The following is a 26635-nucleotide window of genomic DNA, read 5'->3' as shown; positions in this document are numbered from 1 at the left end:
CGCTATTCACCTTCCTTCACGGCCGCGTCGAGCATTGCGGGCAACGCCGCGACGAACCCGTCGGCCTGCTCATCGGTGAGGACAAGCGGCGGCGCGAGCCGAATCACATCCGGGGCGGCCGCATTCACGAGATAGCCTGCCTCGCGCGCTGCGGCCTCGACCAGCGGTGCCTTCTGATCGGTCAGCACGATGCCGAGCAGCATGCCCGCGCCACGGACGTGATCCACCAGGGGATGCCTGAGGGCCTCGATTCCGCTGGCGATGTGTTTGCCCAACGAGTCGGCGCGGGCCAGCAGACCGTCGCGCTCGACCGTGCGCAACACGGCAAGCGCCGCCGCCGCGCACACCGGGTTCCCGCCAAAGGTGGTGCCGTGCTTGCCCGGCGCGAAAAGTTCGGCCGCCGGACCGATGGCGATGCAGGCACCGATCGGCATTCCACCGCCCAGACCCTTTGCCAGAGTGATGATGTCGGGAACAATCCCGACCGCCTGATGCGCGTAGAACCAGCCGGTCCGGGCGATGCCGGTCTGCACCTCGTCGAGTATGAGCAGCGCGCCGCGCTCGGCGGTGATCCGCCGAGCGGCCGCCAGGTAACCCTCGGGCGGCACAATGACGCCGCTCTCCCCCATGATCGGTTCGAGGAACACCGCTGCGGTGTCGGAATCGACCGCGGCATCGAGCGCGGCGAGATCGCCGTACGGAATGTGCTGCACGCCGGGCGGCATCGGCTCGAAAGGCGCCCGCTTGTCGGCCTGACCGGTGAGCGCGAGGGCACCCATGGTCCGGCCGTGGAACGCCTTCTCGGCGGCGATGATCTTCGGTCGGCCGGTCAGACGGGCAAGCTTGAACGCCGCCTCGTTGGCCTCCGTTCCGGAGTTACACAGGAACACGCGGCCGGTCACGTCGCCGTTCCCCTCGGAGGACCCCAGGTGGCCGAGTAGTTCCTCGGCGAGAGCGATCGCCGGTTCGCTGGCGTACAGGTTCGAGACGTGCCCGAGCGTATTCAGCTGGGCGGTAACGGCTTCGATGATCGCCGGATGCCCGTGCCCGAGAATGTTGACCGCGATGCCGCCGAGCAGATCGAGGTACTGCTTGCCGTCCGCGTCGTAGACGAGGGCGCCCTCGCCGCGCACCAGCGCGATCTTGGGCACGCCGTAATTGTTCATCAAGGCGCCCGACCAGCGCTCCTGCATGGCTTCCGTCGCACTCATAGCGCTGCACCCCCTGCGTCGATTCGAACCGAAAAGTCTTCGTTTACTGCCGTTTCCGCCGCCGCGGCACGCTTGACCATGGTGCCGATGCCCTGCCCGGTGAACAGTTCGAGCAGCACCGCGTGTGCAACTCGGCCGTCGATGACGTGCGCCGACGGCACACCGTCCTCGACGGCGCGCAGGCACGCCTCCATCTTCGGCACCATGCCCGAGTCGAGGCGCGGCAGCAGCGCGGTCAGCGCGGCCGAGTCGATTTCGCTCACGAGCGAGTTGCGGTCCGGCCAGTCGGTGTAGAGACCCTCGACGTCGGTGAGCATCAGGAGTCGCTCGGCACCGATGCCCGCCGCGAGTGCGGCAGCAGCGGTGTCCGCGTTGATGTTGTGCGCCAAGCCATCCGAGTCCGGCGCGATCGTGGACACGACCGGAATCCGGCCGGCGTCGATCAAATCGTGCACCGCGCTCGGGTTCACCGAGGTCACATCGCCCACCAGGCCGATGTCGGTGGCCTCGCCGTCGACGAGCACCGTCCGGCGGGTCGCGGTGAACAGATGTGCGTCCTCGCCGGTGATCCCGACCGCGTAGGGCCCGTGCGCGTTGATCAGGCCGACGAGCTCACGCCCGACCTGACCGAAAAGCACCATCCGCACGACGTCCATGACCTCGGGGGTGGTGACGCGAAATCCGCCGCGGAACTCGCCTTCGAGGCCGAGCCTCTTCAGCATGGCGCTGATCTGCGGTCCACCGCCATGCACTACGACGGGATGGACTCCGACGGTGCGCAAGAGCGCCATATCGGCTGCGAACGCCTGCTTCAGCGTGTCGTCGACCATCGCGTTGCCGCCGTACTTGACGACGACGATCTTGCCGCGAAGCTCCTTGAGCCACGGCAGCATTTCCGCGAGTACGTGCGCCTTGTCGGCGGCGGACAGGGCAGCCGTCATGACGAGTACGCCGAGTTCTCTTCGACGTAAGCGTGCGACAGGTCGGTGGTGCGGATGCTCGCCGACTCGGTTCCGGACGCCAGGTCGATCTCGACATGAATGTCCATGCCCGACAGATCGACCTCGCGTGCACCCGGCGCGCCCATGCCGTCGACGCACACCGGAGAACCGTTGAAGTGCACGGTGATTCGATTCGGGTCGAGCTCGACCGGCGCGATGCCCACGGCCGCGAGCACACGGCCCCAGTTCGGGTCCGAGCCGAACAGCGCGGTCTTGACCAGGCTGTCCCGAGCCACCGTCCGCGCCGCGACGAGCGCATCCTGTTCGCTCGCAGCACCGTTCACGGTCACCCGCACCCGCTTGGTGACGCCCTCGGCGTCGGCCATCAGCTGCTCGGCGAGGTCGTCACACACTGCGAGCACGGCCGCGTCGAGTTCGTCCTGCGTCGGGGCGATGCCGCTCGCGCCCGAGGACAGCAGCAGCACCGTGTCGTTGGTCGAGGAGCTGCCGTCGACATCGAGCCGGTCGAAGGTGAGCCGGGTGGCCGCGCGAAGCGCCTGGTCGAGCTGATCGGCGGTCGCGACGGCATCGGTGGTGATGACGCACAGCATCGTGGCCAGTGCCGGGGCAAGCATGCCTGCACCCTTGGCCATACCGCCGACGTTCCACTTGCCGTCGTGATGCACCGCCGCTTCCTTGGCCACCGTGTCGGTGGTCATGATCGCGTGCGCGGCGTCGGTGCCGCCGGAGATACCGCCGGCGAGTTCGTGCACGATCTCGGTGAGACCGGGCACGAGCTTGTCCATCGGCAACCGGTCGCCGATCAGACCGGTGGAGCACACGGCGATCTCGCCGGCTCCGGTCTCGGTGCCCCAATTACTCAGTGCCGCAGCAAGTTCCTCAGCGGTGCGGTGCGTGTCCTGGAAGCCGCCGGGGCCGGTGCAGGCATTGGCGCCGCCCGAGTTCAGCACGACAGCACGCAACCGGCCCGCGGTCAGCACCTGCTGCGACCACAGGACAGGCGCCGCCTTGACCTTGTTGCTCGTGAACACACCCGCGGCCGAGTATTCGGGACCCTCGTTGAAAACCAGCGCAAGGTCCTGCTTGCCGGAGACCTTGATCCCGGCGGCGATTCCGGCCGCGCGGAAGCCGAGTGCGGCGGTGACGCCCTGGGTACGCAGCAGTCGCCCACCCGGGACCGGATGCCCCAGGTCGCTGGCCGAACTATCGGTCGATGCCGCGGTCACGGCGCCACCCCCACTGTCGAAAGTCCGTCGGTCTCGGGGTATCCGAGCGCGATGTTCATCGATTGCACCGCGCCACCGGCGGTGCCCTTGGTCAAATTGTCGATTGCCGCGATGACGACCAGCAGGCCCGCTTCGGCGTCCACGGTGACGCCGATCGAAACTGCGTTGGAGCCGACGACCGAGCCGGTCTGCGGAAACACCTTTTCCGGCAACACGTGCACGAAAGGTTCATCCGCATATGCCTTTTCGTACACCGCCCGCGCCTCGGATTCGCTGACCGTAGTCGGCGCAGTGCAGGTGGCCAGGATGCCGCGCGGCATCGGCGCGAGCACCGGCGTGAATGACACGGTGACATCCGTTCCCGCGATCGCGGAGAGGTTCTGCCGGATCTCCGGGGTGTGCCGGTGCACGCCACCAACGCCGTAGGCGCTCACCGAGCCCATCACCTCGGAACCGAGCAGGTTCGGCTTGAGCGACTTGCCCGCACCCGAGGTGCCGCTGACGGCAACGATATTCACGCGCGGCTCGATGATTCCGGCCGCGACGGCCGGGGCCATCGCGAGGCTGCTCGCCGTGGGGTAGCAGCCGGGCACGGCGATCCGCGTCGCACCGGCGAGCTTCTCCCGCGCGCCGGGCAGCTCGGGCAGTCCGTAGGGCCAGCTACCGGCGTGCGCGCTGCCGTAGTACCGCTCCCACGCGGCGGCGTCGGTGAGCCGGAAATCTGCGCCGCAGTCGATGATGATCGTGGAATCGGGCAGCTCGTTCGCGATGGCGGCCGAGTTGCCGTGCGGCAGGCCCAGGAAAACGACATCGTGGCCGCGCAGTTCGTCGATCGTCGTCGGCGCGAGCACCCGATCCGCCAGCGGCAGCAGATGCGGGTGATGCTCGGCGAGGGTGCTGCCCGCGTTCGAGCCCGCGGTCAGCGTTCCGATCTCGAGGCGCCCGTCGCGAAGAGCCGGATGGCCGAGCAGCAGACGCAGGATTTCACCACCGGCGTAGCCGCTCGCGCCCGCAACCGCGACGCGCAGCGCAGCACTGTTTCCCATGCGGTTTATTATGCACCATTATGCAAGCTCATTCATAACCGGTTTTGGTGCATGCCGCCGAGGCACAGGTCAGGCGTCGCGGGCAGCCAGAATGTCGAGCACCGCATCGGACGAATAGAACGGCTCGAGCCTCGCACGGACTAGCTCGCCCAACCGGCCATCGGCCCTGGCTGCGGCCACAATGCCGGGCGCATGCTGCGTGACCTGGGCGACAAGTTCGTCGTCGGACACACCCGCTTCGGCGAGCACCTCCGCGACGGGACGCTGCCCGTACTTTTCGAAGACGACGTCGACCACACAGTCGACGACCGCACCGACGAACTCGGCGTTGCGACTGACCACCGCGATTTCGACCACGAGCTCGACGAGCTCGGTCAGCTCGGCCTCGCTCACGTAGTCCCGCAGCTCCGAGATCCGCTCCTCGGCCTGCAGGTCCCACAGCTCCATCGCCGCGTCCGCGAGCGGCGCGTCCCGAATGAGGTCGAGGGTGGCGCTATTCAGGCGCTTGAGCGCGAATTGCGCGCCCTTGCCCGCGACATCTCCGAGCAGCTGGTCCGAAACGTTCTTCACCCGGGAGACCGCATCCAGTCCGAGCGAGAACATCGAGCTCATCCCCGGAATCTTCTCGGCAACCGCGCGGTTCTGCGCGACGATATCGCCGACGATCTTGTTCACGAACGTGGTTGCGATCGTCGCCATCAGCGGACTATCGGTGAGCCGATTCAGCGCGCGCTCATGCAGTTTGTGCATGCTCAGCACCGTCGCGACCAGCGCATCGACCTGGTCCCGGTCGACGACATCGGCCAATCCGTACTGCTCGCTGGCCTCGAGTTCGTACAGGGCCGGCACCAACGCGCGCGCGAGCTCGCCGGGCAGCAAGCTGCCCCCGACCAGGTCGATAACCGTGCGCACGGTGGCACTGACCTGCTTCGGATCGAGCGCATCGGCCAGGGTGACCGTCTCGGCGACCCGAAGCGCATCCCGGACGTCACGCTCGACCACTTCGAGCAGGCGATCTCCGCTCAGCTCGGCGAGCACGAACTCGACCTGTGCGTCGAGCAGGCGATCGGCGAGCTTGCGGGTCTGGTCGTCGGCCACTGTCATGTCGATGAGCCTATGCGCATGCCGGTCACCCTAAGCGGCCCAACGGATCATGCGCGCAGCGAGGCCCCCACGGCGCCGGCCGCGGCCGCGACCGCTGCGTCGCGAGCAGCACTCGCCTCGTCCTCGGTCAGCGTGCGGTCCGCCGCACGGAACCGCAGCGCGAACGTCAACGACTTGTGGTTCTCGCCCACCTGCGCGCCCTCGTACACGTCGAACAGCTGCAGATCCTCGAGCAGCTCCCCCGCTCCGGTACGCAGCGCGGACGCGACGGCTGCGACCGGCACGTCACTGTCCACCACCACGTTGAGGTCCTGCAGGACCGCGGGGAAGGCAGCCACCGTTGGGGCCGGGCGCGTCGTGGAGATCGGCAGCGCGTCGAGGTCGAGTTCCATCGCGCACGCGCGCGGCGGCAGTCCGAGGCGCTCGAGCACCGCCGGATGCAGTTCGCCGGCATACCCGACAACCGTTCCATCGACGGACAACTCGGCACAGCGGCCCGGGTGCCAGGGCAGATGCTTCGCCGAGGCGAGATCGAGCTCCACGCCTGCCGCACGCGCCACGGTCTGTGCCGCACCGATGGCATCCGCGGCGTCCGCCGCGCGACCCGGACCCCACGGCCCGCGCGGATCACGCAGCCCTGTCAGCACGACGGCAACGTGCACCGGCTGAGCCGGCAGCGACTCGTTCAGCAGCGCGATCTCGTCTGCGGTCGGGCGCCGATCCACCGGAAGCGGCGAAACCGCACCCGTCTTGTCGCCGGGAAGCACGACCTGCGCGATGCCGTAAATACCGAGATCACGCTGCCCGCGAGAGACATTGCGGGCCGCGACCTCGAGCATGCCCGGCAGCAACGTCGTCGCGAGCTCGGGACGATCGGACTCGAGCGGGTTGAGCACCTTCGTGGTGTTTCGACGCGGATCGTCCTCGTCCAGGCCCCACGCATCGAAGGCGCCCGTCGGCAGGAACACCGGCGGCGGCACCTCGACATAGCCGTCGAATGCCAGTGCACGGCCGACCGCACGTCGGCGACGCTGAGTCACGGTGAGCCCGCGACCGGGCGGGGCCGGCGGCAGCACCGACGGGATCTGCTCGAGCCCTTCGAGTCGCAGCACCTCTTCGACCAGGTCCGCGGGCTGCTCGAGATCCGGCCGCCAACTCGGCGGGGTGACCCGCAGCTGGCCGTGGCCACTGTCGCTGACACCGACCTCGACCGCGCAGCCGATCTGCGTCAGGCGCCGCGCCGACGTGCCGTTCGGATACTCCACACCCGCGACCCGATCCGCGAGATCGATATCGATCGCGATCGTCGGTGCGTCCGGTCGCGGCAGCCGCACGTCGGTCAGCACGGGCTGCACGGTGCCGCCGGCGATCTCGGCGAGCAGCGTCGCCGCGCGGTCCAGCGCGGCGATGTTGACCTCGGGGTCGACGATCCGCTCAAAGCGCTTGCTCGCCTCGGAGATCAGCTTGTGCCGCCGGCAAGTGCGGAAGATCGCCAGCGAGTTCCAGGTCGCGGCCTCGAGCAGAATGTCGGTGGACTCGGTGCTCACCTCGGTGGTCGAGCCGCCCATGACACCGGCCAGCGAGATCGCACCCGAATCGTCGGCGATGACGACGTCCTCGGGATCGAGCGGCCGCTCGATGTCGTCGAGCGTCGTCAGGGTTTCGTCGGGATTCGCCCGGCGGACGACGAGATCACCGCTCACAGCGGTCGCGTCGAACGCGTGCAGGGGCTGCCCAAGTTCGAGCATCACGTAGTTCGTGACATCGACAGCTGGCGAAATCGGGCGCACGCCGGCGAGCAATAGCCGCCGCTGCAGCCACCACGGGCTGATCGCGGTCGGATCGATGCCAGTGACCCGGCGCATTGCGAAGCGGGTGCAGCCCGACTCGGGCTGCACGTCCACGGTCCACGCGTCATCCTCGTGCGCGGCCACCAGATGCATCGCCGGGTCGGCGAACTCGAGGTCGAAGCCGCACGCGAGCTCGCGCGTCAGGCCGCGCACCGAGAAGCAGTACCCGCGGTCGGGCGTGATGTTGAGTTCGATGACGGTGTCGTCGAGGCCCAGCAGCTCCTGTGCATCCGTACCCGGCTCCGCGGTGCCCGGCTCGAGGACCAGGATGCCCGAATGATCGCGGCCGACGCCCAGCTCGGCGAGCGAGCAGATCATGCCCTCGGACGTCTGCCCGTAGGTCGTGCGCGTGGCGATCTCGAACCCGCCGGGCAGGACCGCACCGGGCAACGCGACGACCACGAGGTCGCCCTCACTGAAGTTGCGCGCGCCGCAGACGATGCTCCGAGCGGCCGACTCGCCATCCCCCGACCCGACCGTGACCTGGCAGTGCCGAATGGGCTTCTTGAACTCGGTCAGTTCGGTGATCTGCTCGACCCGACCGACCACGAGCGGGCCGGTGATATCAGCGACGCGGTCGATCTCCTCGACCTCGAGACCGACTCGGACGAACCCGGCATCGAGCTCCTCCGGCGTCACCTCCCAGTCCGGTGTCGCCCGCTGCAGGATCTCGGTCAGCCAGGATTGCGCTACTCGCACGGGGGTTCGCTCTTTCTCGAGTCGGTGGTCGGGAAGCTCGCGGGCGTTACGGCCGGCAGCAGTCAGGACTGCATGCCGAACGGCAGGGTGAACCGCACGTCGCCTTCGACAATGTCGCGCATGTCGGAGATGCCGTTGCGGAACTGCAGGGTCCGTTCCAGACCCATGCCGAATGCGAACCCGCTGTACTCGTCCGGATCCACACCGCAGGCGCGCAGGACGTTCGGGTTGACCATGCCGCAGCCGCCCCATTCGACCCAGCCGGCGCCGCCCTTCTTCTTCGGGAACCAGACATCCACCTCCGCCGACGGCTCGGTGAACGGGAAGTAGTTCGGGCGCATCCGCGTGCGGGCGTCCGGGCCGAACATGCCACGGGCGAACGCATCGAGGGTGCCGCGCAGATTCGCCATCGTCAGGCCCTTGTCGACGGCAAGGCCCTCGATCTGGGAGAACACCGGGGTGTGGGTGGCGTCGAGTTCGTCGGTGCGGAAGGTCCGGCCTGGGCAGACGACGTAGATCGGCAACTCGCGCGCCAGCATCGTCCGGATCTGCACCGGGGAGGTGTGCGTGCGCAACACCTGGCGCGAGCCCTCGGGCGCGATGTGGAACGTGTCCTGCATCGTGCGTGCCGGATGGTCGGGCAGGAAGTTCAGCGCGTCGAAGTTGAAATGTTCGGTCTCGACCTCGGGGCCTTCCTCGACCTCCCAGCCCATCGCGACGAATACGTCCGCGACTTCCTCGGAGATCACGGTGATCGGGTGCCGAGCGCCGAGGGACCGGCGCTGCGCCGGCAGCGTCACGTCGATGGCCTCGGACACGAGTACCGCGGCATCCCGCTCGGCGAGCAGGACCGCCCGGCGGGCATCGAACGCGTCGGAAACCCGCGAGCGAACCACATTCACGCGCTTACCCGCGTCCGCCTTCTCCTGCTTCGGCAGCGCACCGAGCGCGCGGCGTGCGAGCGCGATCGGAGCGCGGTCACCGAGGTGCTCGGTCTTCGCCGCGGCAAGCGCGTCGAGCGAGTCCGCGGCCGCGAACGCCTTCTCGGCTGCCTCGGCGGCGGCGGTCAGGGACTCCTCGGTCAACGCGGAGGAATCGACCTGCTCCTCAGGGTCGTTTTGCGCCACGACTACTGCCACTCCTGTCCTCGGCTACCAGCAATCCGAACTTTGTGTCAACACTAAATCCTAAGCGATCGCCCTATTGCGACTCGCCCGCATTTCCGGTACCCGCACGGTGATGCGCCCGAGCACTCTCGTACAGGCAGATCGCGGCCGCGGTCGCGAGATTGAGACTTTCGGCCCGGCCACGGATGGGAATCCGTATGCGATGGTCGGCGCGCGCCGCGATATCGGCCGCGAGGCCGTGTGCCTCATTGCCGAACAACCAGGCGGTCGGCGCGCGTAGCAGCTCGTCCGCGTCGTCCAAGTCGACCTCGCCATCGGCGGCGGTTGCCAGCACCTGCAGGCCGGCGTCGGTGAGCGCGGACAAGGCGGCATCGATCGAGCGCTCTCGCGCGATCGGGAGATGGAACACGCTGCCGGCAGAGGCGCGGACGCATTTGCCGTTGTGCGGATCGACTGCATCACCGGCGAGCACGACCGCGTCTGCGCCGACCGCGTCTGCGACCCGGATTACGGTGCCCGCATTACCGGGCTCGGCGATCTCGACCGGTACGGCGACAAGAGCAGGGCGGCCGGCGAGCGCGGTCTCGATCGACACATCGAGTAGGCGGCACACGGCCACCAGGCCCGCGGGGGTCACGGTGTCACTGAGGCCGCGCGCGGCGCGGTCGGTCACCAAAGAGACCGGCACGCCCGCTCCGGCGGCCTCGTCGAGGAGCCTCCCAAAGCGCTCGCGCGCGTCGTCGGTGCAGAAGACCTCGACCGCGTGGCCACCGGCGAGCGCGGATTCGAGGGAATTCGCGCCTTCGATCAGGAAAGTCCCGGTCTTGCGGCGCTGCGCGCCGCGATGAAGCTTTACAGCCGAAACGACCCGTGGCGTGCGTTCGGTAAGCACGTCCACGGGTCGTTCCGGATCGCTGAGGGAACTCAGGCGGCTTCGCCATTCGGCGCGTTCACGTCGGCCGGCAGGGCGGCCTTCGCGATCGCAGCCAGGCCGGCGAACGCCTCGGCGTCGGACACCGCGAGCTCGGCGAGGATCTTGCGGTCAACCTCGACACCAGCGGCCTTCAGGCCCTGGATGAAGCGGTTGTAGGTCATGTCGTTGAGCCGCGCAGCAGCATTGATGCGAGTGATCCACAGCTTGCGGAAGTCACCCTTGCGCGCGCGACGGTCGCGGTAGGCGTAGGTCAACGAGTGGAGCTGCTGCTCCTTGGCCTTGCGGTACAGCCGCGACCGCTGGCCGCGGTAGCCGCTGGAGGCCTCGAGAATCGAACGACGCTTCTTCTGAGCGTTGACGGCCCTTTTAACGCGTGCCACTGGAAAGTCCTGTCAGTCTCGGGGTGTCCGACACCCCTGGGTTTGCTTGTTGTTGCAGGCGACCGCGGTTAGCGGCCAGGCGGACTGTGCCGCTATCAGATGCCGAGCAGCCGCTTGATGCGCGGGGCATCGGCAGCACTCACGGACTCGACGCCATCGAGGCGCCGGGTGCGACGGGTCGACTTGTGCTCGAGCAGGTGGCGGCGGTTGGCCTGCTGACGCAGCAGCTTGCCGCGGCCGGAAACCTTGACACGCTTCGCGGTGCCGCTGTGGCTCTTCATCTTGGGCATGAGTCCCTCAGTTCTGTTTCGTGCTTGTCGTACTTCGTACTTGCTTCTAGTCGGCGATCGGTCGGCGTGAGCCGGACAGAATCAGCCTTCCTCGTTCTCGGGAGCCGATTCCCCTTGTGCCGAGGAGCCCGACTGCGCCTTCGCGCGAGTCTTCGCGCCGCGATGCGGGGCCAGCACCATGGTCATGTTGCGGCCGTCCTGCTTCGCGGAAGTCTCGACGAACCCGAGCTCGGCGACATCGGCGGCGAGCCGCTGCAGCAGCCGGAAGCCGAGCTCCGGGCGGGACTGCTCGCGCCCACGGAACATGATCGTGACCTTCACCTTGGAACCGGCTTCGAGGAAGCGCACCACATTGCGCTTCTTGGTCTCGTAGTCGTGATCGTCGATCTTCGGCCGGAGCTTTTGCTCCTTGATCACCGTCTGCTGCTGGTTCTTGCGAGACTCGCGCGCCTTCTGCGCCGTCTCGTACTTGAACTTGCCGTAGTCCATGATCTTGCAGACCGGCGGACGAGCGTCCGGCGCAACCTCAACCAGGTCGAGGTCTGCTTCGAGCGCGACGCGCAGTGCATCCTCAACACGCACGATCCCAACCTGCTCTCCGCCAGGTCCGATGAGCCGGACTTCGGGGACGCGGATGCGATCGTTGATGCGGGTCTCAGTGCTGATGGGGCCTCCTCGGTTGAGCCTTGTCCTGTGGTGACCGCATGCAGCAGGCTGGCCATCCTCGCCCAACGAGAAGACCCCGCATCGGTAAAAACCGAGGCGGGGCCCGCTTGCCGACCGGTCACGATGAACAACGCCAATGACGTCGTCACCATTCCCTCGGACGTGCCGAGAGAACCGCATCAGAGCTTGCTCTGTCGCGAAGGACCGGACCGCTGACCAGCTGTACTGTCTGCTGCAACGGTGGGAGGCGGGCTCCACTTGATGCCCTGAACCTGAAAGTCCAGGGCGGTCGTGCTGCTCAGCCTATCAGCTTGCCGGTGTGAGAACCGAATCGACGCTGGTGACGGCCGTCGCATGGCGGGCTGATTCACGATCCGGCCCACCAGGGTGTCATTCTCGAAGCCATGACAGACGACGCGCTGCCCCGCGACGAAGCCACGCCGGTCCGCGAACTCGCCGATATCCCGGCTGTCGAGGTGATCAGCCGCGCTGCGGTGATGCTGATGAGCTCGGCCGCGGAGAAGCTCGGCCTGTCCGACGCCAATCCGGACGACAGCCCCCACCTGGATCTCGACGAGGCGCGCCGGGTGATCACCGCCCTCGCAGGCCTGGTCACCGCCTCGGTGGAATACCTCGGACCACATGCCGGCCCGATTCGCGAAGGCCTGCAGGCGCTGCAGCGGGCGTTCCGCGAGGCCTCCGCGCATCCGGACGAGCCGGGCAAGGGTCCGGGCGAGAAGTACACCGGGCCGGTCTACTGAACCCCTACTGCTCGCCGCGGATCGCGCGCGCGAGCGCGTCGAACCGCTCGTCGGTGGCGAGCGCCTCGACGCTGACCACGCGGCCGCCTGCGTCCGCTAGCGGGATTCGCCAGTTCGGGTACTGGCTCTGATCGGTGCCCGGCTGGTTCTGGATGCGAAGCTCCCCCACCGCATCGACCAACGCGACGCCGAGTAGCACCGAAGGGCTGCGGGCGATGAGCCGGTGCAGTGCCTCCACCTCCTCCGCGGCGGTCGCGTCCTCGGCGAGCAGTCCGCGGGCGCGCGCAAGTTCGAGTACCGCATCGCGGTCGCGCTCGTCATCGGCGCGTTCCTCCTCGACGTCGCGCTCGAGCAACCCAAGCTGGTCGCGCAAATCGATGTGCTCACCCGCGAGATATCCGGCGGTCGGCGGCAGGTCATGTGTGGTGACCGAGGTCAGGCACAGCTGCCGGTACTCCTCGGGCGGGATCGGCGCGTACGGGCCGTGCTCGAACCACAGGATCGAGGTGCCGAGGACTCCGCGTTCGGCCAGATAGTCCTGCACGGTCGGCTGGAATACGCCGAGGTCCTCGCCCACCACAACCGCGCCGGCACGCTCGGCCTCCAGGACCAGGATGCCGATCAGCGCCTCGTGGTCGTACTGCACGTAGGTGCCCGCGGCCGGGCTCTTGCCCGCCGGAATCCACCACAGCCGGAACAGCCCGATGATGTGGTCCACCCGGATACCGCCGGCGTGCCGCAGGATCGTGCGCAGCATCTCGCGGTACGGCGCATAACCCTGCTCGGCCAGCCTGTGCGGATGCCACGGCGGCTGATTCCATTGCTGCCCTTGCTGATTGAAGTCGTCCGGCGGCGCGCCCACCGTTGCGTCGCGCACGAGCGCAGCACCGAGCGCCCACACATCCGCTCCACCGCGCTGCACCCCGACCGCCAGGTCGTGCATCACTCCGATCGACATGCCTGCCTCGAGTGCGGCCCGTTGCGCCGCCGCGAGTTGCTCATCGCAGATCCACTGCAGCCATTTGTGGAAGCCCACTCGCTCGGCCAGACGCTTGCGGCGGCGGCGTACCGAATCAGTTCCCGGGTGGGCGAATTCATCCTTCCACCGCGGATCGTCGGCACCATACTTCTCGGTCAGCGCGCACCACAGCGCGTAATCGTCGAGTGCCTGTCCGCCCGTCCGGCAGAACTGTTCGAACGCCGCCTGCCGATGCGGGCTGCGCGGTGATCGATGCACGAGCCGCAGTGCCTTCAGCTTCGCCCGGTAGCTGCTGTTGCGGTCGATCCGGCGCGAATCGTCATTGCGCTTGGCTGCTCGCCGTTCGAGGTCGACGAGCTTCGCGTAATCCTTCGTTCGCAGGTCGGCGGCCTCGCGGATATCCCGCACCCGGATGTAGAGCGGGTTCACGAAGCGGCGTGTGGTCGGCAGGTAGGGCGATTCCTCCAGCGGCGCTACCGGTTCCGCTGCGTGCAACGGGTTGACGAGCACGTAGTCACCGCCGTGTACGCGACCGGTCACGTCCGCGATATCGGCGAGGTCGCCGAAGTCGCCGACGCCCCACGACCAGCCCGACCGAATCGAATACAGCTGCAGCGCAAGGCCCCACCGCTGCCGGTCGGTGAGCGACGCAGTACTGGAGAGGCGGGCCGGTGTCACGACGAACGTGCACTCCGCGCGGGCACCGCCGGGGATCTCCGCATACAGCGTGTGCCAGCCTGGCTCGAGATCGCCCGGCGCGGCGAAGGTCGCTCGCCCAACGAGAGCGTCGTCGACCAGTCGCGGCTCGACCCAGAGGTCGAGTTGCCGCGGCACGACGCGGGTTCCGTCCTCGGTGACCAGCCAGACGTCGACCGGACTGCCGTGCGGGACGTGCACCGGAAACTCGGGCGACCGGCCCGCAACCGTCACGATCGCGGGCGGCAGCATCCGCCGCCACGGCGCGATATCGGCCTCAGCGAGGGCGCCGGCGATCTGCTCGTCGTCGGAACATGGCACGCCGAGGGCCGCGAGCACTGCCCGCAGAGTCTCCTCGGAGACCTCGCGGCGCACGTGGTCCCATCCGTCGTACTCGGTGGCGACGCCATGCGTGGTGGCCAGCGAGCGAAGCTGGTCGAGGTTGGTCACACGGTGATCGTGTCAGGAAATCGGTACGCCCGCCGACCCATGTAAGCCGACAAATCTGTCACACCGCTGTGGAACGCTTTCGCTATGACCGGGCTGACGAGCGACCTCCATCCCATCACCGGCGTTGCTGCGGGCGTGCCGTACCTTGCTGTGCCTCCTCCCGGCGGCGCGCGGCCGGATGCGCCGGTAGTGATCGGCTGGCACCTGCTCGATCCGCCACGAACCGAAGCGGCCTTTGCAGCGGCATTGCCGCTGGCAGGTCTCGACGCATGGCGGATCTACCTCGGCCTGCCTCTGGCGGGCTCACGCGGGCTCCCGCCCGACGAAATCATGCGCCTCGGCTACGAGGACGTAGTCGCAAACCTCTACGAGCCGATCGCATTCGGTGCGCTCGCGGAGTTTCCCGCTGCGCTGGCCGAACTGCGACAGACGCTTCGGCTCGATGCGAGTCCGATCGGCGTGTTCGGCGGCTCGATGGGCGCAGCCGTAGCCCAGCTCGTGGTACTCGAATCTGAGGTGGAGGTGGGGGCCGCCGTGCTGATCAGTCCGCTGATCCGCCTCGCAGACGCCGTCGGCGAGGGCGAGCAGATCTGGGGGCAGGCTTATCAGTGGACGGACGCGTCGCGCGCGGTCGCGGATCGGCTCGACTTCCTCAACCGGGCCGCAGAGTTCGAGAAAACCGGGCAACCATCCCTGCACATCGTCATCGGGGCCGAGGACCAGTCATTTTATGGCTCAGCCCACCAACTGCGCGACGCGGTCGCGCAGTGCTATCGCGATCCGTCACGGGTTGCGATCACCGATATCGCGGGCATGGGTCATGCGCTCGCCGACGAGCCGGGTATCGAGCCGGCTCCGCAGACCCCCCACGCCGCAGAGGTCGACCGGATCGTCACCAGCTGGTTCTCCGAACACCTGCGGCCGAGTGCGTGACATGGCGAAGCGGGTGACCACTGCGCCAACAACCGCGAGCGTGACCGAATTTCTCGAGTCGGTATCCGAACCGGGCGTGCGGGCCGACTGCACGCGGCTGGTCACGATGCTGAACGCCGCGACCGGCGAACCTCCGGTGATGTGGGGCTCGAGCATGATCGGGTTCGGCGCTCGCCACTACAAGTACGCGAGCGGTCACGAGGGCGACACGTTCCTCATCGGGTTCGCCCCACGGTCCAAAGCAATCACCCTGTACCTCACGCTGAATTTCGATGAGTACACGGAAACCCTTGCGCGACTGGGCAAGCACAAGCTCGGCAAGGGGTGCCTGTACCTGACCAAGCTCGACGACGTTGACAGGGAGACATTGGCCGAACTGGTCACCGAATCGGTGTCGGCGGCGCGCACGCTGAGCTGATCAGGCGAGCGGCGCTACCGGAGCGATCGGGCCTTTGCGGCGGCCTTCGACGCAGCCTTGTTCGCGACGCGTTTGCGCGGCGCCCGCTTCGAGGCCGCGGGCGATGTGCCGTTGACCTCTGACGGCTTGAGCACCTGAACCAGGAACTGGCCTGTGTAGCTCTCCGGGACCTCCGTGATGTCCTCCGGCGTGCCCTGCGCAACGACGGTGCCGCCGCCGGATCCACCTTCGGGACCCATGTCGATCACCCAGTCGGACGTCTTGATCACATCGAGGTTGTGCTCGATGACGATCACCGTATTGCCCTTGTCGACAAGGCTGTTGATCACACCGAGCAGCTTGCGGATGTCCTCGAAGTGCAGGCCCGTGGTCGGCTCATCGAGGATGTACACCGTGCGGCCGGTCGAGCGCTTCTGCAGTTCGGCTGCGAGCTTGACGCGCTGCGCCTCTCCGCCGGACAGCGTCGGCGCCGGCTGGCCGAGCCGGACGTAACCGAGGCCGACGTCCACGAGTGTCTTGAGATACCGGTGGATCGAGGTGATCGGCTCGAAGAATTCGGCCGCCTCCTCGATCGACATATCGAGGACCTCGGCGATGGTCTTGCCCTTGTAGTGCACCTCGAGCGTCTCGCGGTTGTAGCGCGCACCATGGCAGACCTCGCACGGCACGTAGACGTCCGGCAGGAAGTTCATCTCGATCTTCAGCGTGCCGTCGCCGGAACACGCCTCGCAGCGACCGCCCTTGACGTTGAAGGAGAACCGCCCGGGCTGGTAGCCGCGGACCTTCGCCTCGGTTGTCGCGGCGAACAGTGTGCGGATCTTGTCGAAAACACCCGTGTAGGTGGCCGGGTTGGACCGCGGCGTGCGGCCGATCGGCGACTGATCGACCTGCACGAGCTTGTCCAGATGATCGAGGCCGTTGATCCGCGTGTGTCGTCCCGGCACCTGACGGGCGCCGTTCAGCCGGTTGGCCATCACGGTCGCGAGGATGTCGTTCACGAGCGTCGACTTGCCCGACCCGGACACGCCGGTGACCGCGGTGAGCACACCGAGCGGGAAGCTCACATCGATTTCGGTGAGGTTGTGCTCGCGCGCGCCAACCACCGTCACCTGCCGTTTGCGGTCGATCGGGCGCCGCACCATCGGCACCTCGATCGCCGAACGCCCGGAAAGGTAAGCGCCGGTGATGGATTCGGGGTCGGTAAGCAGTTCTTGGTACGGACCGCTGTGCACGACCCGCCCACCGTGCTCACCGGCGTACGGACCGATGTCGACCACCCAGTCCGATGCGCGAATGGTGTCCTCGTCGTGTTCAACGACGATGAGGGTGTTTCCGAGATCGCGCAGGCGTGTGAGGGTCTCGATGAGCCGTCGGTTGTCGCGCTGGTGCAGGCCGATCGATGGCTCGTCGAGAACGTAGAGCACGCCGACCAGGCCGGAACCGATTTGCGTGGCCAGCCGGATCCGTTGCGCCTCACCGCCGGACAGCGTGCCCGCAGCGCGGGACAGCGAGAGGTACTGCAAGCCGACGTCGAGCAGGAAGCCGAGGCGGGCCTGCACCTCCTTGAGCACCTGCCCTGCGATCGCCTCTTCGCGCGTGCCGAGCGTGAGCTTGTTGAGAAACTCCGAGCACTCCGAGATGGAAAGGTCGCAGACCTCGGCAATGGACTTGTGGTCCTCCCCCGCCGCGATCGTCACCGACAGGATCGCGGGACGCAGCCGCGCGCCGTCGCACGCCGGGCACGGCACATCGCGCATGTACCCGTCGTAGCGCTCTTTCATCTGCTCGGATTCGGTGTTGTCCATGCGCCGCTGCAGGAACGGCATGACGCCCTCGAAATCGGCGTAGTACGAACGGACCCGCCCGTAGCGGTTCTTGTAGCGCACGTGCACCTGGTCGGTGCTGCCCTCGAGCACCGCCTTGCGCGCCTTCGCCGGCAGGTCCTTCCAAGGCGTGTCCATCTTGAACCCCATGATGTCGGCGAGGCCGGACATCAAGCGGTTGAAGTACTCCGCGGTCTGCCCCATCGACCACGGCGCGATGGCACCGTCCTCGAGGCTTAGTTCGGGATCGGGCACGACGAGCTCCGGGTCCACCTCTTTGCGGACGCCGAGGCCGGTGCACTCCGGGCAGGCACCGTAGGGCGAGTTGAAGGAGAACGACCGCGGCTCGAGATCATCGACATCGAGCGGGTGGTTGTTCGGGCAGGCGAGCTTCTCGGAGAACCGGCGTTCGCGGTCGTGGGAGTGCTCATCGTGGTCGACGAACTCGAGCACCACGATGCCATCCGCCAGCCGCAGCGACGTCTCGATCGAGTCGGTGAGTCGCTGCTTGGCGCTCGGCTTGACCGTCAGCCGGTCGACCACGACCTCGATGTCGTGCTTTTCCTGCTTCTTCAGCTTCGGCGGATCGGTGAGCTGATGGACCGTGCCGTCGACGCGCACGCGGGAGTAGCCCTGCGAGTTGAGCTGATCGAACAGGTCCACGAACTCGCCCTTGCGGGTCCGGACGACGGGTGCGAGCACCTGGAACCGGGTGCCCTCTTCCATCGCGAGCACCTGATCGACGATCTGCTGCGGCGACTGCTTGGCGATTCGCTCACCGCAGGTCGGGCAGTGCGGCGTACCCGCCCGCGCGTAGAGCAGGCGCAAGTAGTCGTAGACCTCGGTGATCGTGCCGACCGTCGACCGGGGGTTGCGGTTGGTCGATTTCTGGTCGATGGACACCGCAGGCGAGAGACCTTCGATGAAGTCGACGTCGGGTTTGTCCATCTGACCGAGGAACTGCCGCGCATACGCCGACAGCGACTCGACGTAGCGACGCTGCCCCTCGGCGAAGATCGTGTCGAACGCGAGGCTGGACTTGCCCGAGCCCGACAGACCGGTGAAAACGATCAGGCTGTCGCGCGGCAGATCAAGATCAATCCCCCGCAAGTTGTGTTCCCGCGCGCCACGAATTACCAGGCGGTCCGCCACCGACAGTCCCTTCTCGTCTCACTCGATCGAACCGGCACCACACTCGCCTTGAATGCTAGGCGAGGGCACCGACAGGCTTCTTGGACGAATGCGAAGACACGTTCGATCGCTTCACCTCGACGGTAGCGCGCCAAAGGAGACAACCGCACGCTGCGGCCGGTTAGTCCCGCTCGCTGTCACGCCGCGTCGTGCCAACCGTCGCGCAGTTCACGGCCGCGACCGGTGACCCGAACGCACGGGGCTCGCCGTCACCGGAGTCGCATGCGGACGGTCCCCGGCAGCCACGAGGAGCCGAGATGCGGGGCGTGGGTATCGGGCCAGCACCGACGTCCGCCGGCGCGGACAAATGTTGGCAAGCTCTACGTCTCCCCCGTAGTGGGCGAGGACACGTCGGTCCATCACCCTGCGCCACAACGGTGGAACGAACGCGAGCACGATCATCGACGCATAGCCGAACGGAAGCTGCGGCGACGCGTCGAAGCTGCGCAGGGTCTGGTAGCGCCGTTGTGGGTTCGCGTGGTGATCACTATGCCGCTGCAGGTGAAACAAGAAAATGTTGGTGACCAGCCGGTCACTGTTCCAGCTGTGCCGCACCGTGGTGCGCTCGTATCGGCGGCCATCGGGGCGCTGCCGCAGCAGACCGTAGTGCTCGACGTAGTTCACGGTCTCGAGAAGCACGATCGCGATGAGTGCTTGCAATGCCAGGTACGGCACGATCACACCGCCGAACAAACCGATGAGCAACCCGAACACGATCGCCGACAACGACCATGCCTGCAGAATCTGATTGTGCTGGCTCAAAACCGACCGCTTCCGGCGGCGCAGGCGTTGCACCTCGAGGTGCCACGCCGAGCGCAGACCCCCGACAATGCTGCGCGGGAGGAATCGGTACAGCGATTCTCCGAACCGCGCGCTCGCGGGATCCTCGGGCGTCGCTACCCGCACGTGGTGTCCGCGGTTGTGCTCGACGTAGAAGTGCCCGTATCCGGTCTGCGCCAGCGCGAGCCTGGCCAACCACCGCTCGTGCTTCTCGACGCGATGCCCGAGTTCGTGTGCCGCATTGATCCCAACGCCCGACACCAATCCGACCGTTACCGTCAGGCCGAGCTTGTCGACGACACTCAGCGCCCCATCAGCCCACATGTACCCTGCGACCAAAAGACCGGAAAACAGGATCGGCAGGAAGAGGTACGTGCACCACCGGTAGTACCGATCCGCCGACAACTGCGCAAACACCACATCGGGCGGGTTGTTGCCCTCATCGCCGATAGCAACGTCGAGCAGTGGGATTATGGCGAACACCACAATCGGTCCGATCCACCAGAACGCCCGAAATCCGGTGAGGCCAACCAATGTTGATGGCAGCAGTGCACAGCCCGGTGCAACCAGCCCGAGCAACCACAGATAGCGCTTCGAGTCCCGCCACGTCAGGGTTACTTCTTCGACCTCCATGGACCCTATCCCTCTGCCCACCAAACCGGGCTTCCCCAAGCATGAGATGGCGAAGGAATCGCCTCGCAGCTCCGCATCAGCATGTCTCGCTGCGCCGACCAATCGTTCGCCGCAGATTAGCCGTAGCGCCGAGATACATCATAATTCCCCCTGAGCGAATACTTTACGTCGTCAGCCGCCCCCGATTCGGTTATTATCCGCCTCCGCACCCAGAAGGAGCACAATGCAACGCCGCCGCTTTCTCGCGTTATCGAGCACGGCTGCGCTCGGTGGTGCGCTGACGGGCCGCACCGCGGCCTTTGCTGAGGGGCCCTGGGCGGGACTCTTTCGCTCGTGGGTTCCAGAGATTTTCGCGTCTCTGCCCGATCCACCGGACAACACCGATGCGATCGTGATCGGATCCGGCTTCGGCGGGGCGGTCGCTGCGTTGCGACTCGCGCAGGCCGGCGTCCAGACGACTGTGCTCGAACGCGGCTCGAAATGGCCGAACGATCCCTGGCGCGAGATTTTCACCGGTGACGACCTCCCGGACGGCCGCGGGTTCTGGCACCGGACGAGCTTCACCGGCATCACGAACGTCCCCGTTTTCTTCGAGAGTTTCGGCGGAGTGCTCGATTGCACCGAATTCGCCGGCATCGACGTTTGGCGGGGCGCTGCCGTCGGCGGTGGATCGGTGGTGTTCACCGGTGTAATGCACGCGCCGGAAAAGCGACTATTCGATTCGGTGTTCGGTGGCGTCGTCGACTACGGCGAACTTGCGTCTCGGTACTACCCACGGGTCCGCGAAATGCTGCGGCTCGACGCGATGCCGACCGACGTCTACAACTCCGGACCATTCGGGCACAGTCGCGTGTGGGATGAGCAGGCCCGGCATGCGGGCTACACCCCCCAACCGCTCGACTCGATCTTCAATTGGAGTGTCGTACGAAGCGAACTCGCCGGCCAGAGTCGCGCATCCGCGACCGCCGCGCGCAGCAATCTGGGTAACTCGAACGGTGCGAAGTTCGATCTCAACCAGAACTATTTGCGCTATGCCCAGGAGACCGGGAAAGCGACCATCTTCCCGGGCCACGAGGTGACCTCGATCGGGCGCGACGGCAAGCGTTTCACCGTTGAGGTGCGCAAGCTGACACCGACTGGAACGGTCCTGGGGACTCGCGTGCTCACCGCCGACCGGCTATTCCTCTGCGGCGGCTCGGTCGGCACTACGGAATTGCTGGTACGTGCCCGCGCAACCGGCACGTTGCCCAACCTAAACGAACACGTCGGTGAGGGCTGGGGGACAAACGGTGACGTTGTACTCGCCCGCGGTGCGAGCGCAATTGCAGGCAACGGCCAGGGCGTGCCGCCGGCGAGCAGGATCTTCGGCGACAGCGGATTACCCACCACACTCGAAAACTGGTACATCCCCGGTATTCCCGTCGAGGTCGGTGCAATCGCGTCGCTCGGCATGGTGCTCGACTCCACTCGCGGCCGGTTCCGCCACGACGCCGCGACCGGCAAGGCGGTTTTGGACTGGCCCAAGGACGGCAATGCGACGGCACGCGAAGCCGCGCACGCGATGAACCACCGCATCGCCGAACGCGCGGGATCGATGGTCGAGTACGACTCGATCGGATTCGCGGCGAACTCGAAGTTCACCGCGCACCCGCTCGGCGGCGCCGTCCTCGGCAAGGCCACCGACAGCTACGGCCGTGTGCACGGGCACCCCGGCCTGTACGTCCTCGACGGCGCCGCGATTCCTGGCAGCACGGCAACGATGAACCCTTCGCTGACCATTTCCGCGATCGCCGAACGAAATATCGAGCAGATCCTGAAATCCGGCCGCTGAGTACCTGCGACCACGCCCGGTAACGTCTCCGGCATGAGCGAACAGCACGTGGTCGTCGAGGACACCTACACCGGGCATGTCTCCGCAGGTGCCGCCGCGCAGCGGCGCACGGTGCCCGGCGCGTCGATCGTGAAGATGTCAGTCGGCCCGATGGACAACAACGCCTACCTGGTGAAGTGCGACAACACCGGCAAGGGCCTTCTGATCGACGCCGCCAACGATGCGGACCGGATCGAACAGCTGCTGAGCCAGGAACTCCCCGGGCTCGACTTGATCGTCACCACACACCAGCATTTCGACCACTGGCAGGCGCTGGCCCAGGTGGCCGGCAGCACGGGCGTTCCCACCGCGGCACACCCACTGGATGCCGAACCGCTGCCGGTGCGTCCGGACCGACTGCTCGCCGAGGGCGAAACCGTCGAAATCGGCGACCTGCGCCTCGAGGTGATCCACCTCGTCGGGCACACGCCCGGCTCGGTCGCGCTTGCGCTCACCGACGGCGACGGCCACGTGCACCTGTTCACCGGTGACTGCCTCTTCCCCGGTGGTGTCGGAAAGACGTGGGCACCAGAGGATTTCGTCACGCTGATCGACGACGTCGAGCAGAAGGTGTTCGGCCGATTCGGCGACGAGACCGCCATCTATCCCGGTCACGGCGATGACACCACGCTTGGCACCGAGCGACCGAAGCTCGCGGAATGGCGCGAGCGGGGTTGGTGAGCGGGTCTCAGCCCAGCCGGTAGACGCGGCGGGCGTTGTCGCGACCGATCATCTGCACGACCCGCCGAGCATCCGGTGCCGACCAGTCACCGGCATCGACCCAGCCGCCGAGCGTCTCGCGCATGCCACGTCGCCACAGCGCAGCACCCAGGTAATGCAGCTCGGCTGGGCCGATGGCGTCCGAGGCGTACAGCAGCTTGCCGAACGGCGCGAGTTCGAGCGACCGGGCGATGAGCGGAATGCTCTGTACACCAAGGTGATTAACGGCAAGACCGACGTCCATGTGCACGGTCTCGAACGCCTGGGCAAGGTATCCCGCCTCGCGTTCGTACGGATAGCAGTGCAGCAGGAGGATCGGCACCCCAGTTTCCTCGTGCGCACGTAGGAACTCGATCAAGTGCAACGGGTTGACCGCACGCAGGTCGAGATCCCTGTCCCCGAGCCCGACATGCAGCTGCAGCGGCAGGCCGAGATCGACGGCGGCGTGCAGGCCGAAGCGTAGCAGTGTCGGGTCGGCCAGGCGCGCGGTCCCTCCAGCCGATTGCTCGTCGCACCAGTGGGCCGCCGCTGTCGCGACCTCGGTGTCACTCGGCCGGGACAGATCGAGGTCGAACCCGGCGCGGTAGGCGATGACCGACTTGGTCCCGATGGCATCAACAGTTCTTTCGGACAGCAGATTTCGGAACGCATCGGCGTAGTCGTTCGGATTGCCGATGGTCGTGATGAGCTGTTCCGCCACCGTCTCGACCCGCACGATCTCTCGCGCTGACCCACCCGAGAGCCGAGCCATTTCCGCCGGACTCAGGAAGTCGTCGGTACGAAATCCCGTGTCCACCAACCACTCCGACACACCGGCGTGGGTCAACATCCTGCGGGCGATTTCCGCTTCGCCGATTTCGCTGCGGCGCCGCCAATAATCTTGTGCCGCAACATGAACCGGAAGGTCGAGCAGAGGTGCGCACCAACGCCGTAACGCGAAGGCAAGCTGCGAGTTGTACCCCGTGGACGGATCGATCAGCGACTCGCTGTTTCCCTCGTTCAAGGAGTTCTGGAACCGGGACTCGGCGCCATCATCGCGGAACGCTCCGTGCACATGGTGATCCACGAGCGCGAGTTGGTCGATGAACTCGTCGAGATCCGCCGCCATCAGATCGTCCAGGACAGCCGGAACAACTCCGCAAGCCCGCCGGGCTCCCGATCGGTGAAGGTTGTCTGCTCATGGCGACGGGTCGCGACGACGGCATCGACCACCGCGTTTCCGATCATCTCGCGCACGAGCGGCGAGCCATCCAGCGCGGACAGCACCGCGTCGGCGTCCTTGGGCAACAGGGAGATTCCGCGTCCTCGAAGCTGGGCCGCCGAGAGTTTGGACGGGTCATCCGGCACCTCGTCCGGCAGCGCAGCCCCGGTACGGATCCCGTAATCCGCTGCGGCTAGCAGCGCGGCTGTCGCGATATAGACGTTGGCCGACGGGTCGATCACCTTGATCTCGATATTCGCGCCCGCCGGGTTGTCTGCACCTCCGCGCACCAATCGGACTGCGGCTTCGCGGTTTTCCAGGCCCCAGCACAGGTGCACGCCCGACCACATGCCCGGCCCGAGCCGCGCCCCCGACAGGATCGACCCGCACAGCAAAGCCTGAATCTGCGGCAGCAAGGCGAGCAGGCCGCCGATGGCCGCGCCGCCGTCACCGGTCAGGTCGTGCGGTCCCGACCCGCCTTCGAAGATCGGGAGATCTCCTCGATAGAGCGAAAGATGTTGGTGTGCGCCATTCCCGACACCACCAGCAAACGGCAAGGGCGAAAACGATGGCAGCAGGCCGTACGACCGGGCGATTCGGCCGATGATCAATTTGGCGAGAACTACGCCGTCTGCCGAAGCGAGAGGCTCGGCCCGCGGCAGCGAAATCTCGTACTGATCGCGGCCGTACTCGGCATGTATCTGCTCGAGCGGCAGCCCGGCGGCATTCGTGGCATCGACCAGGTCGGCGAGGAAACGCTCTCGCTGCAGCAAAGCTCCGGCGCCGTACGGCGTCCAACCAGGAGTCTCGAGGGGATGCCCGTCCAGTGCCACCAGAACGAATTCGAGTTCGTGTCCAACCTGCGCGACGAGTCCGTCGTCGGCGAGACGACGCTGCATATCGGACAGCAGGTGCCGTGTACACGCCGGTTCCGGCTCGCCGTCCTGGCTGTAGTAGCTCGCCGGCGCCCAGGCCAGTCCGCCGCCGATATCGCGGAGTGCCTCGCCATCGATCCGAAGCCGCATATCCCCCACCGCGGTGATCGGGTCGGTGAACGCGATCGCGCGATCGATGCAGAACACGTGCCACACCGGTGAGGCCCCCATGCCGGTGACCTCGAACGCCTCCGCGCGTGCCACCGGAACGCTCTTCGCCAGCGTCACCCCGGCCGCGTTGACGGTTGTCCCGATGACGGATCGCACCCCGACGGAGCTTAGCGACTCGCGGTCCATGTCCTCATGATGCTGCGGCGATGCACGTGCGCGAGGCATCCCTGTCGCAATGATCGAAAAAAATCTTCGGGCGATCTGTCGAAAACGGCGGGGTGTCGTTCGACGCGTTAGTGACAAGGCCGAAAACGGCGCACACAAACGCAGGGAGAACCTCATGACCGCGACGATCGCCACCCAGACCGCTTCCCCCTTCGTCACCATCTCGGCACGCAGCCGTCGCGCGGGCCGCATCCTCGGTGGCCTGCTCGGCGCCTTTCTCACCCTCGATGCAGTCACGCATATCGCGCTCATCGACCCGGTGCGTGAATCCTTCGCCGAACTCGGCCTGGGCACGCAGTACGGACCGGTGATCGGGGTCGTGATGCTGGCCTGCCTCGCGCTGTACGCGGTCCCGCGCACCGCCGTTCTCGGCGCAATCCTGCTGACCGGATACTTCGGCGGCGCGGTGGCCGTGAACATGGTCGCCGACAAGCCGGTCGTGAGCACGGTGCTCTTCCCGATCTATGTCGGGATCGCAGTCTGGGCCGCGCTGTGGCTGCGCGACACGCGGGTGCGCGAGCTGTTTGCCCAGCTGTACCGGTAGGACCTGCCACGACAGCGGGCGCTCATCGAGGGCGCCCGCTGTTTGGTGTGCAAATTGTTGCGCTTCCCGGAACCGATCCGGTAGCTCCCCTGACCAGTAACGATTCAGGGTTGATATCGGTCGGCCCGATACTTGACTTGGACGCCCCCGGAGAGGCCGCAGCCGTCACCGCCCTGGCCGAGCGTTTCCCGAGGCACGAATCACGTTGGACACCAACGGTGGTTGGCTTTCTGAGCGAGGCGATCGAGACGTGCTGCGGGTTGCGCGATGTGCTCGCCTACTCCGAGGACCCGGTCGGCCCCGAGGGCGGCTTCTCCGGCCGTGAGGTGATGAGCGAGTTCAAGTGCGCCACCGGGTTGCCTACGGCGACGAACATGCCGAAACTGCGGCTGGTGCACGCCGCTGGAGCGGGGACGGACAAGATCGCATTCGCCGATCTCGCGCCGGACACGTTGGTGGCCAATACCTTTCATCACGAAGATTCGATCGCAGAGTATGTCGTCGCCACGGCGGTGCTGATGCGACGCGCCACATGATCGGCGCGGACCAATTGGCAGCGCTGGGACCCGATGGCGTCCTGATCAACGTGGGGCGTGGGCCACTGGTCGATGAACGCGCGCTGTACGAGGCGCTGCGCGGGGCGTCCTAGGCGGCGCCGCCATCGATGTCTGGTACTCCTACCCCGGCGACGACGGCCGCGCCGCGCCGCGCCGCGCCGCGCGCGTACCCGTTCAGCGACCTGTCGAACGTGCTGATGACCCCGCACTCCTCGGGAATCACGCAGGACACGTTTATCGGGCGGGTGCACGACATCGCCGACAACATCGGCCGCCTCGACCGGGGTGAGCCACTGCGCAACCTCGTCGCGCG

At 66.8% G+C, this 26635-nt stretch carries 22 protein-coding genes and 2 pseudogenes; 8 read left to right on the top strand and 16 right to left on the bottom strand.

Features of this window, described 5'->3' with window-relative positions; all coding sequences use genetic code 11:
* Positions 1-2: 2 nt before the first annotated feature.
* The 11 genes from A8G08_RS05785 to infC all read right to left on the bottom strand — a co-directional run bounded on the left by A8G08_RS05785 (position 3) and on the right by infC (position 11561).
* Positions 3-1211: an acetylornithine transaminase gene (locus tag A8G08_RS05785; protein ID WP_068271369.1), complete on the bottom strand. Its 1209-nt coding sequence runs from the start codon at positions 1209-1211 to the stop codon at positions 3-5.
* Positions 1208-2152, bottom strand: coding sequence for an acetylglutamate kinase (argB, locus tag A8G08_RS05780; protein ID WP_068271366.1), 945 nt, complete (start codon positions 2150-2152; stop codon positions 1208-1210). Before argB ends, A8G08_RS05785 begins: the two co-directional genes overlap by 4 nt.
* Positions 2149-3399, bottom strand: a complete 1251-nt coding sequence (gene argJ, locus A8G08_RS05775; RefSeq protein WP_068271364.1) for a bifunctional glutamate N-acetyltransferase/amino-acid acetyltransferase ArgJ — start codon at positions 3397-3399, stop codon at positions 2149-2151. The genes argB and argJ overlap by 4 nt, the downstream gene beginning before the upstream one ends.
* Positions 3396-4445: an N-acetyl-gamma-glutamyl-phosphate reductase gene (gene argC, locus A8G08_RS05770; protein WP_068271361.1), complete on the bottom strand. Its 1050-nt coding sequence runs from the start codon at positions 4443-4445 to the stop codon at positions 3396-3398. Before argC ends, argJ begins: the two co-directional genes overlap by 4 nt.
* 69 nt (positions 4446-4514) lie before the next feature.
* Positions 4515-5549 (bottom strand): hypothetical protein, encoded by a 1035-nt coding sequence (locus A8G08_RS05765; RefSeq protein WP_068271359.1) that lies wholly within the window; start codon positions 5547-5549, stop codon positions 4515-4517.
* 47 nt (positions 5550-5596) lie between these two features.
* Positions 5597-8098 carry a phenylalanine--tRNA ligase subunit beta gene (gene pheT, locus A8G08_RS05760; protein ID WP_068271356.1) on the bottom strand — a complete coding sequence of 834 codons (2502 nt, stop codon included), beginning with the start codon at positions 8096-8098 and terminating at the stop codon, positions 5597-5599.
* Between the two features lie 62 nt (positions 8099-8160).
* Entirely contained in the window at positions 8161-9237 is a 1077-nt protein-coding gene (gene pheS, locus A8G08_RS05755; protein ID WP_425394532.1) for a phenylalanine--tRNA ligase subunit alpha, read from the bottom strand.
* Between the two features lie 61 nt (positions 9238-9298).
* On the bottom strand, positions 9299-10123 hold the full coding sequence (locus A8G08_RS05750) for a TrmH family RNA methyltransferase (protein WP_068271351.1): 825 nt from the start codon (positions 10121-10123) through the stop codon (positions 9299-9301).
* Positions 10124-10149: 26 nt separating this feature from the next.
* On the bottom strand, positions 10150-10539 hold the full coding sequence (rplT, locus tag A8G08_RS05745; protein WP_068271349.1) for a 50S ribosomal protein L20: 390 nt from the start codon (positions 10537-10539) through the stop codon (positions 10150-10152).
* Positions 10540-10634: 95 nt separating this feature from the next.
* The gene (gene rpmI / locus A8G08_RS05740; protein ID WP_068271346.1) at positions 10635-10829 is read right to left on the bottom strand and encodes a 50S ribosomal protein L35; all 195 of its coding nucleotides are present in this window, start codon (positions 10827-10829) and stop codon (positions 10635-10637) included.
* 81 nt (positions 10830-10910) lie between these two features.
* On the bottom strand, positions 10911-11561 hold the full coding sequence (infC, locus tag A8G08_RS05735) for a translation initiation factor IF-3 (protein ID WP_084435973.1): 651 nt from the start codon (positions 11559-11561) through the stop codon (positions 10911-10913).
* Between the two features lie 338 nt (positions 11562-11899).
* On the opposite strand from infC, the gene A8G08_RS05730 reads away from it, so the two are divergent.
* Positions 11900-12256, top strand: a complete 357-nt coding sequence (locus A8G08_RS05730; protein WP_068271334.1) for a DUF1844 domain-containing protein — start codon at positions 11900-11902, stop codon at positions 12254-12256.
* 4 nt (positions 12257-12260) lie between these two features.
* Here the strand turns inward: A8G08_RS05730 and malQ are convergent, their stop codons facing one another.
* On the bottom strand, positions 12261-14381 hold the full coding sequence (gene malQ, locus A8G08_RS05725; protein WP_068271330.1) for a 4-alpha-glucanotransferase: 2121 nt from the start codon (positions 14379-14381) through the stop codon (positions 12261-12263).
* A gap of 84 nt (positions 14382-14465) precedes the next feature.
* Here malQ and A8G08_RS05720 point away from each other — a divergent pair, with 84 nt between their 5' ends.
* Together A8G08_RS05720 and A8G08_RS05715 are read left to right on the top strand one after the other, a co-directional pair.
* Positions 14466-15314 (top strand): alpha/beta hydrolase family protein, encoded by an 849-nt coding sequence (locus tag A8G08_RS05720; RefSeq protein WP_068271327.1) that lies wholly within the window; start codon positions 14466-14468, stop codon positions 15312-15314.
* A gap of 13 nt (positions 15315-15327) precedes the next feature.
* Complete coding sequence (locus A8G08_RS05715; protein WP_245672679.1) at positions 15328-15732, top strand: DUF1801 domain-containing protein; 405 nt, start codon at positions 15328-15330, stop codon at positions 15730-15732.
* A gap of 14 nt (positions 15733-15746) precedes the next feature.
* On the opposite strand, the gene uvrA is transcribed toward A8G08_RS05715, so the two are convergent.
* A complete protein-coding gene (uvrA, locus tag A8G08_RS05710; RefSeq protein ID WP_068271323.1) occupies positions 15747-18707 on the bottom strand; it encodes an excinuclease ABC subunit UvrA in 2961 nt (986 codons plus the stop codon).
* Between the two features lie 207 nt (positions 18708-18914).
* Positions 18915-20159, bottom strand: a complete 1245-nt coding sequence (locus A8G08_RS05705) for an alkane 1-monooxygenase (protein WP_084435972.1) — start codon at positions 20157-20159, stop codon at positions 18915-18917.
* Between the two features lie 223 nt (positions 20160-20382).
* Here A8G08_RS05705 and A8G08_RS05700 point away from each other — a divergent pair, with 223 nt between their 5' ends.
* Positions 20383-21990: a GMC oxidoreductase gene (locus A8G08_RS05700; RefSeq protein ID WP_068271322.1), complete on the top strand. Its 1608-nt coding sequence runs from the start codon at positions 20383-20385 to the stop codon at positions 21988-21990.
* A 33-nt stretch (positions 21991-22023) separates the two neighbouring features.
* On the top strand, positions 22024-22710 hold the full coding sequence (locus tag A8G08_RS27015; RefSeq protein WP_068271321.1) for an MBL fold metallo-hydrolase: 687 nt from the start codon (positions 22024-22026) through the stop codon (positions 22708-22710).
* Positions 22711-22717: 7 nt separating this feature from the next.
* Here A8G08_RS27015 and A8G08_RS05690 read toward each other — a convergent pair whose 3' ends face one another.
* Together A8G08_RS05690 and A8G08_RS05685 are read right to left on the bottom strand one after the other, a co-directional pair.
* The gene (locus A8G08_RS05690; RefSeq protein WP_068271316.1) at positions 22718-23857 is read right to left on the bottom strand and encodes an amidohydrolase family protein; all 1140 of its coding nucleotides are present in this window, start codon (positions 23855-23857) and stop codon (positions 22718-22720) included.
* Positions 23857-25152 carry a type I glutamate--ammonia ligase gene (locus A8G08_RS05685; protein ID WP_342669635.1) on the bottom strand — a complete coding sequence of 432 codons (1296 nt, stop codon included), beginning with the start codon at positions 25150-25152 and terminating at the stop codon, positions 23857-23859. The genes A8G08_RS05690 and A8G08_RS05685 overlap by 1 nt, the downstream gene beginning before the upstream one ends.
* Before the next feature lie 184 nt (positions 25153-25336).
* Between A8G08_RS05685 and A8G08_RS05680 the strand changes: the two genes are divergently transcribed.
* From A8G08_RS05680 to A8G08_RS26545, 3 genes and pseudogenes are all read left to right on the top strand, one after another.
* The gene (locus tag A8G08_RS05680) at positions 25337-25765 is read left to right on the top strand and encodes a DoxX family protein (RefSeq protein WP_068271313.1); all 429 of its coding nucleotides are present in this window, start codon (positions 25337-25339) and stop codon (positions 25763-25765) included.
* A 152-nt stretch (positions 25766-25917) separates the two neighbouring features.
* Positions 25918-26142 (top strand): annotated as a pseudogene (locus tag A8G08_RS27920) (enolase C-terminal domain-like protein); the annotation flags it as partial.
* Positions 26131-26633, top strand: a pseudogene (locus A8G08_RS26545) (NAD(P)-dependent oxidoreductase); the annotation flags it as partial. The pseudogenes A8G08_RS27920 and A8G08_RS26545, both read left to right, overlap by 12 nt.
* Positions 26634-26635 lie beyond the last annotated feature (2 nt).

The sequence above is a fragment of the Aldersonia kunmingensis genome (assembly GCF_001646865.1).
GTDB lineage: Bacteria > Actinomycetota > Actinomycetes > Mycobacteriales > Mycobacteriaceae > Aldersonia > Aldersonia kunmingensis.
This window is presented reverse-complemented; position numbering and strand designations above follow the sequence as displayed.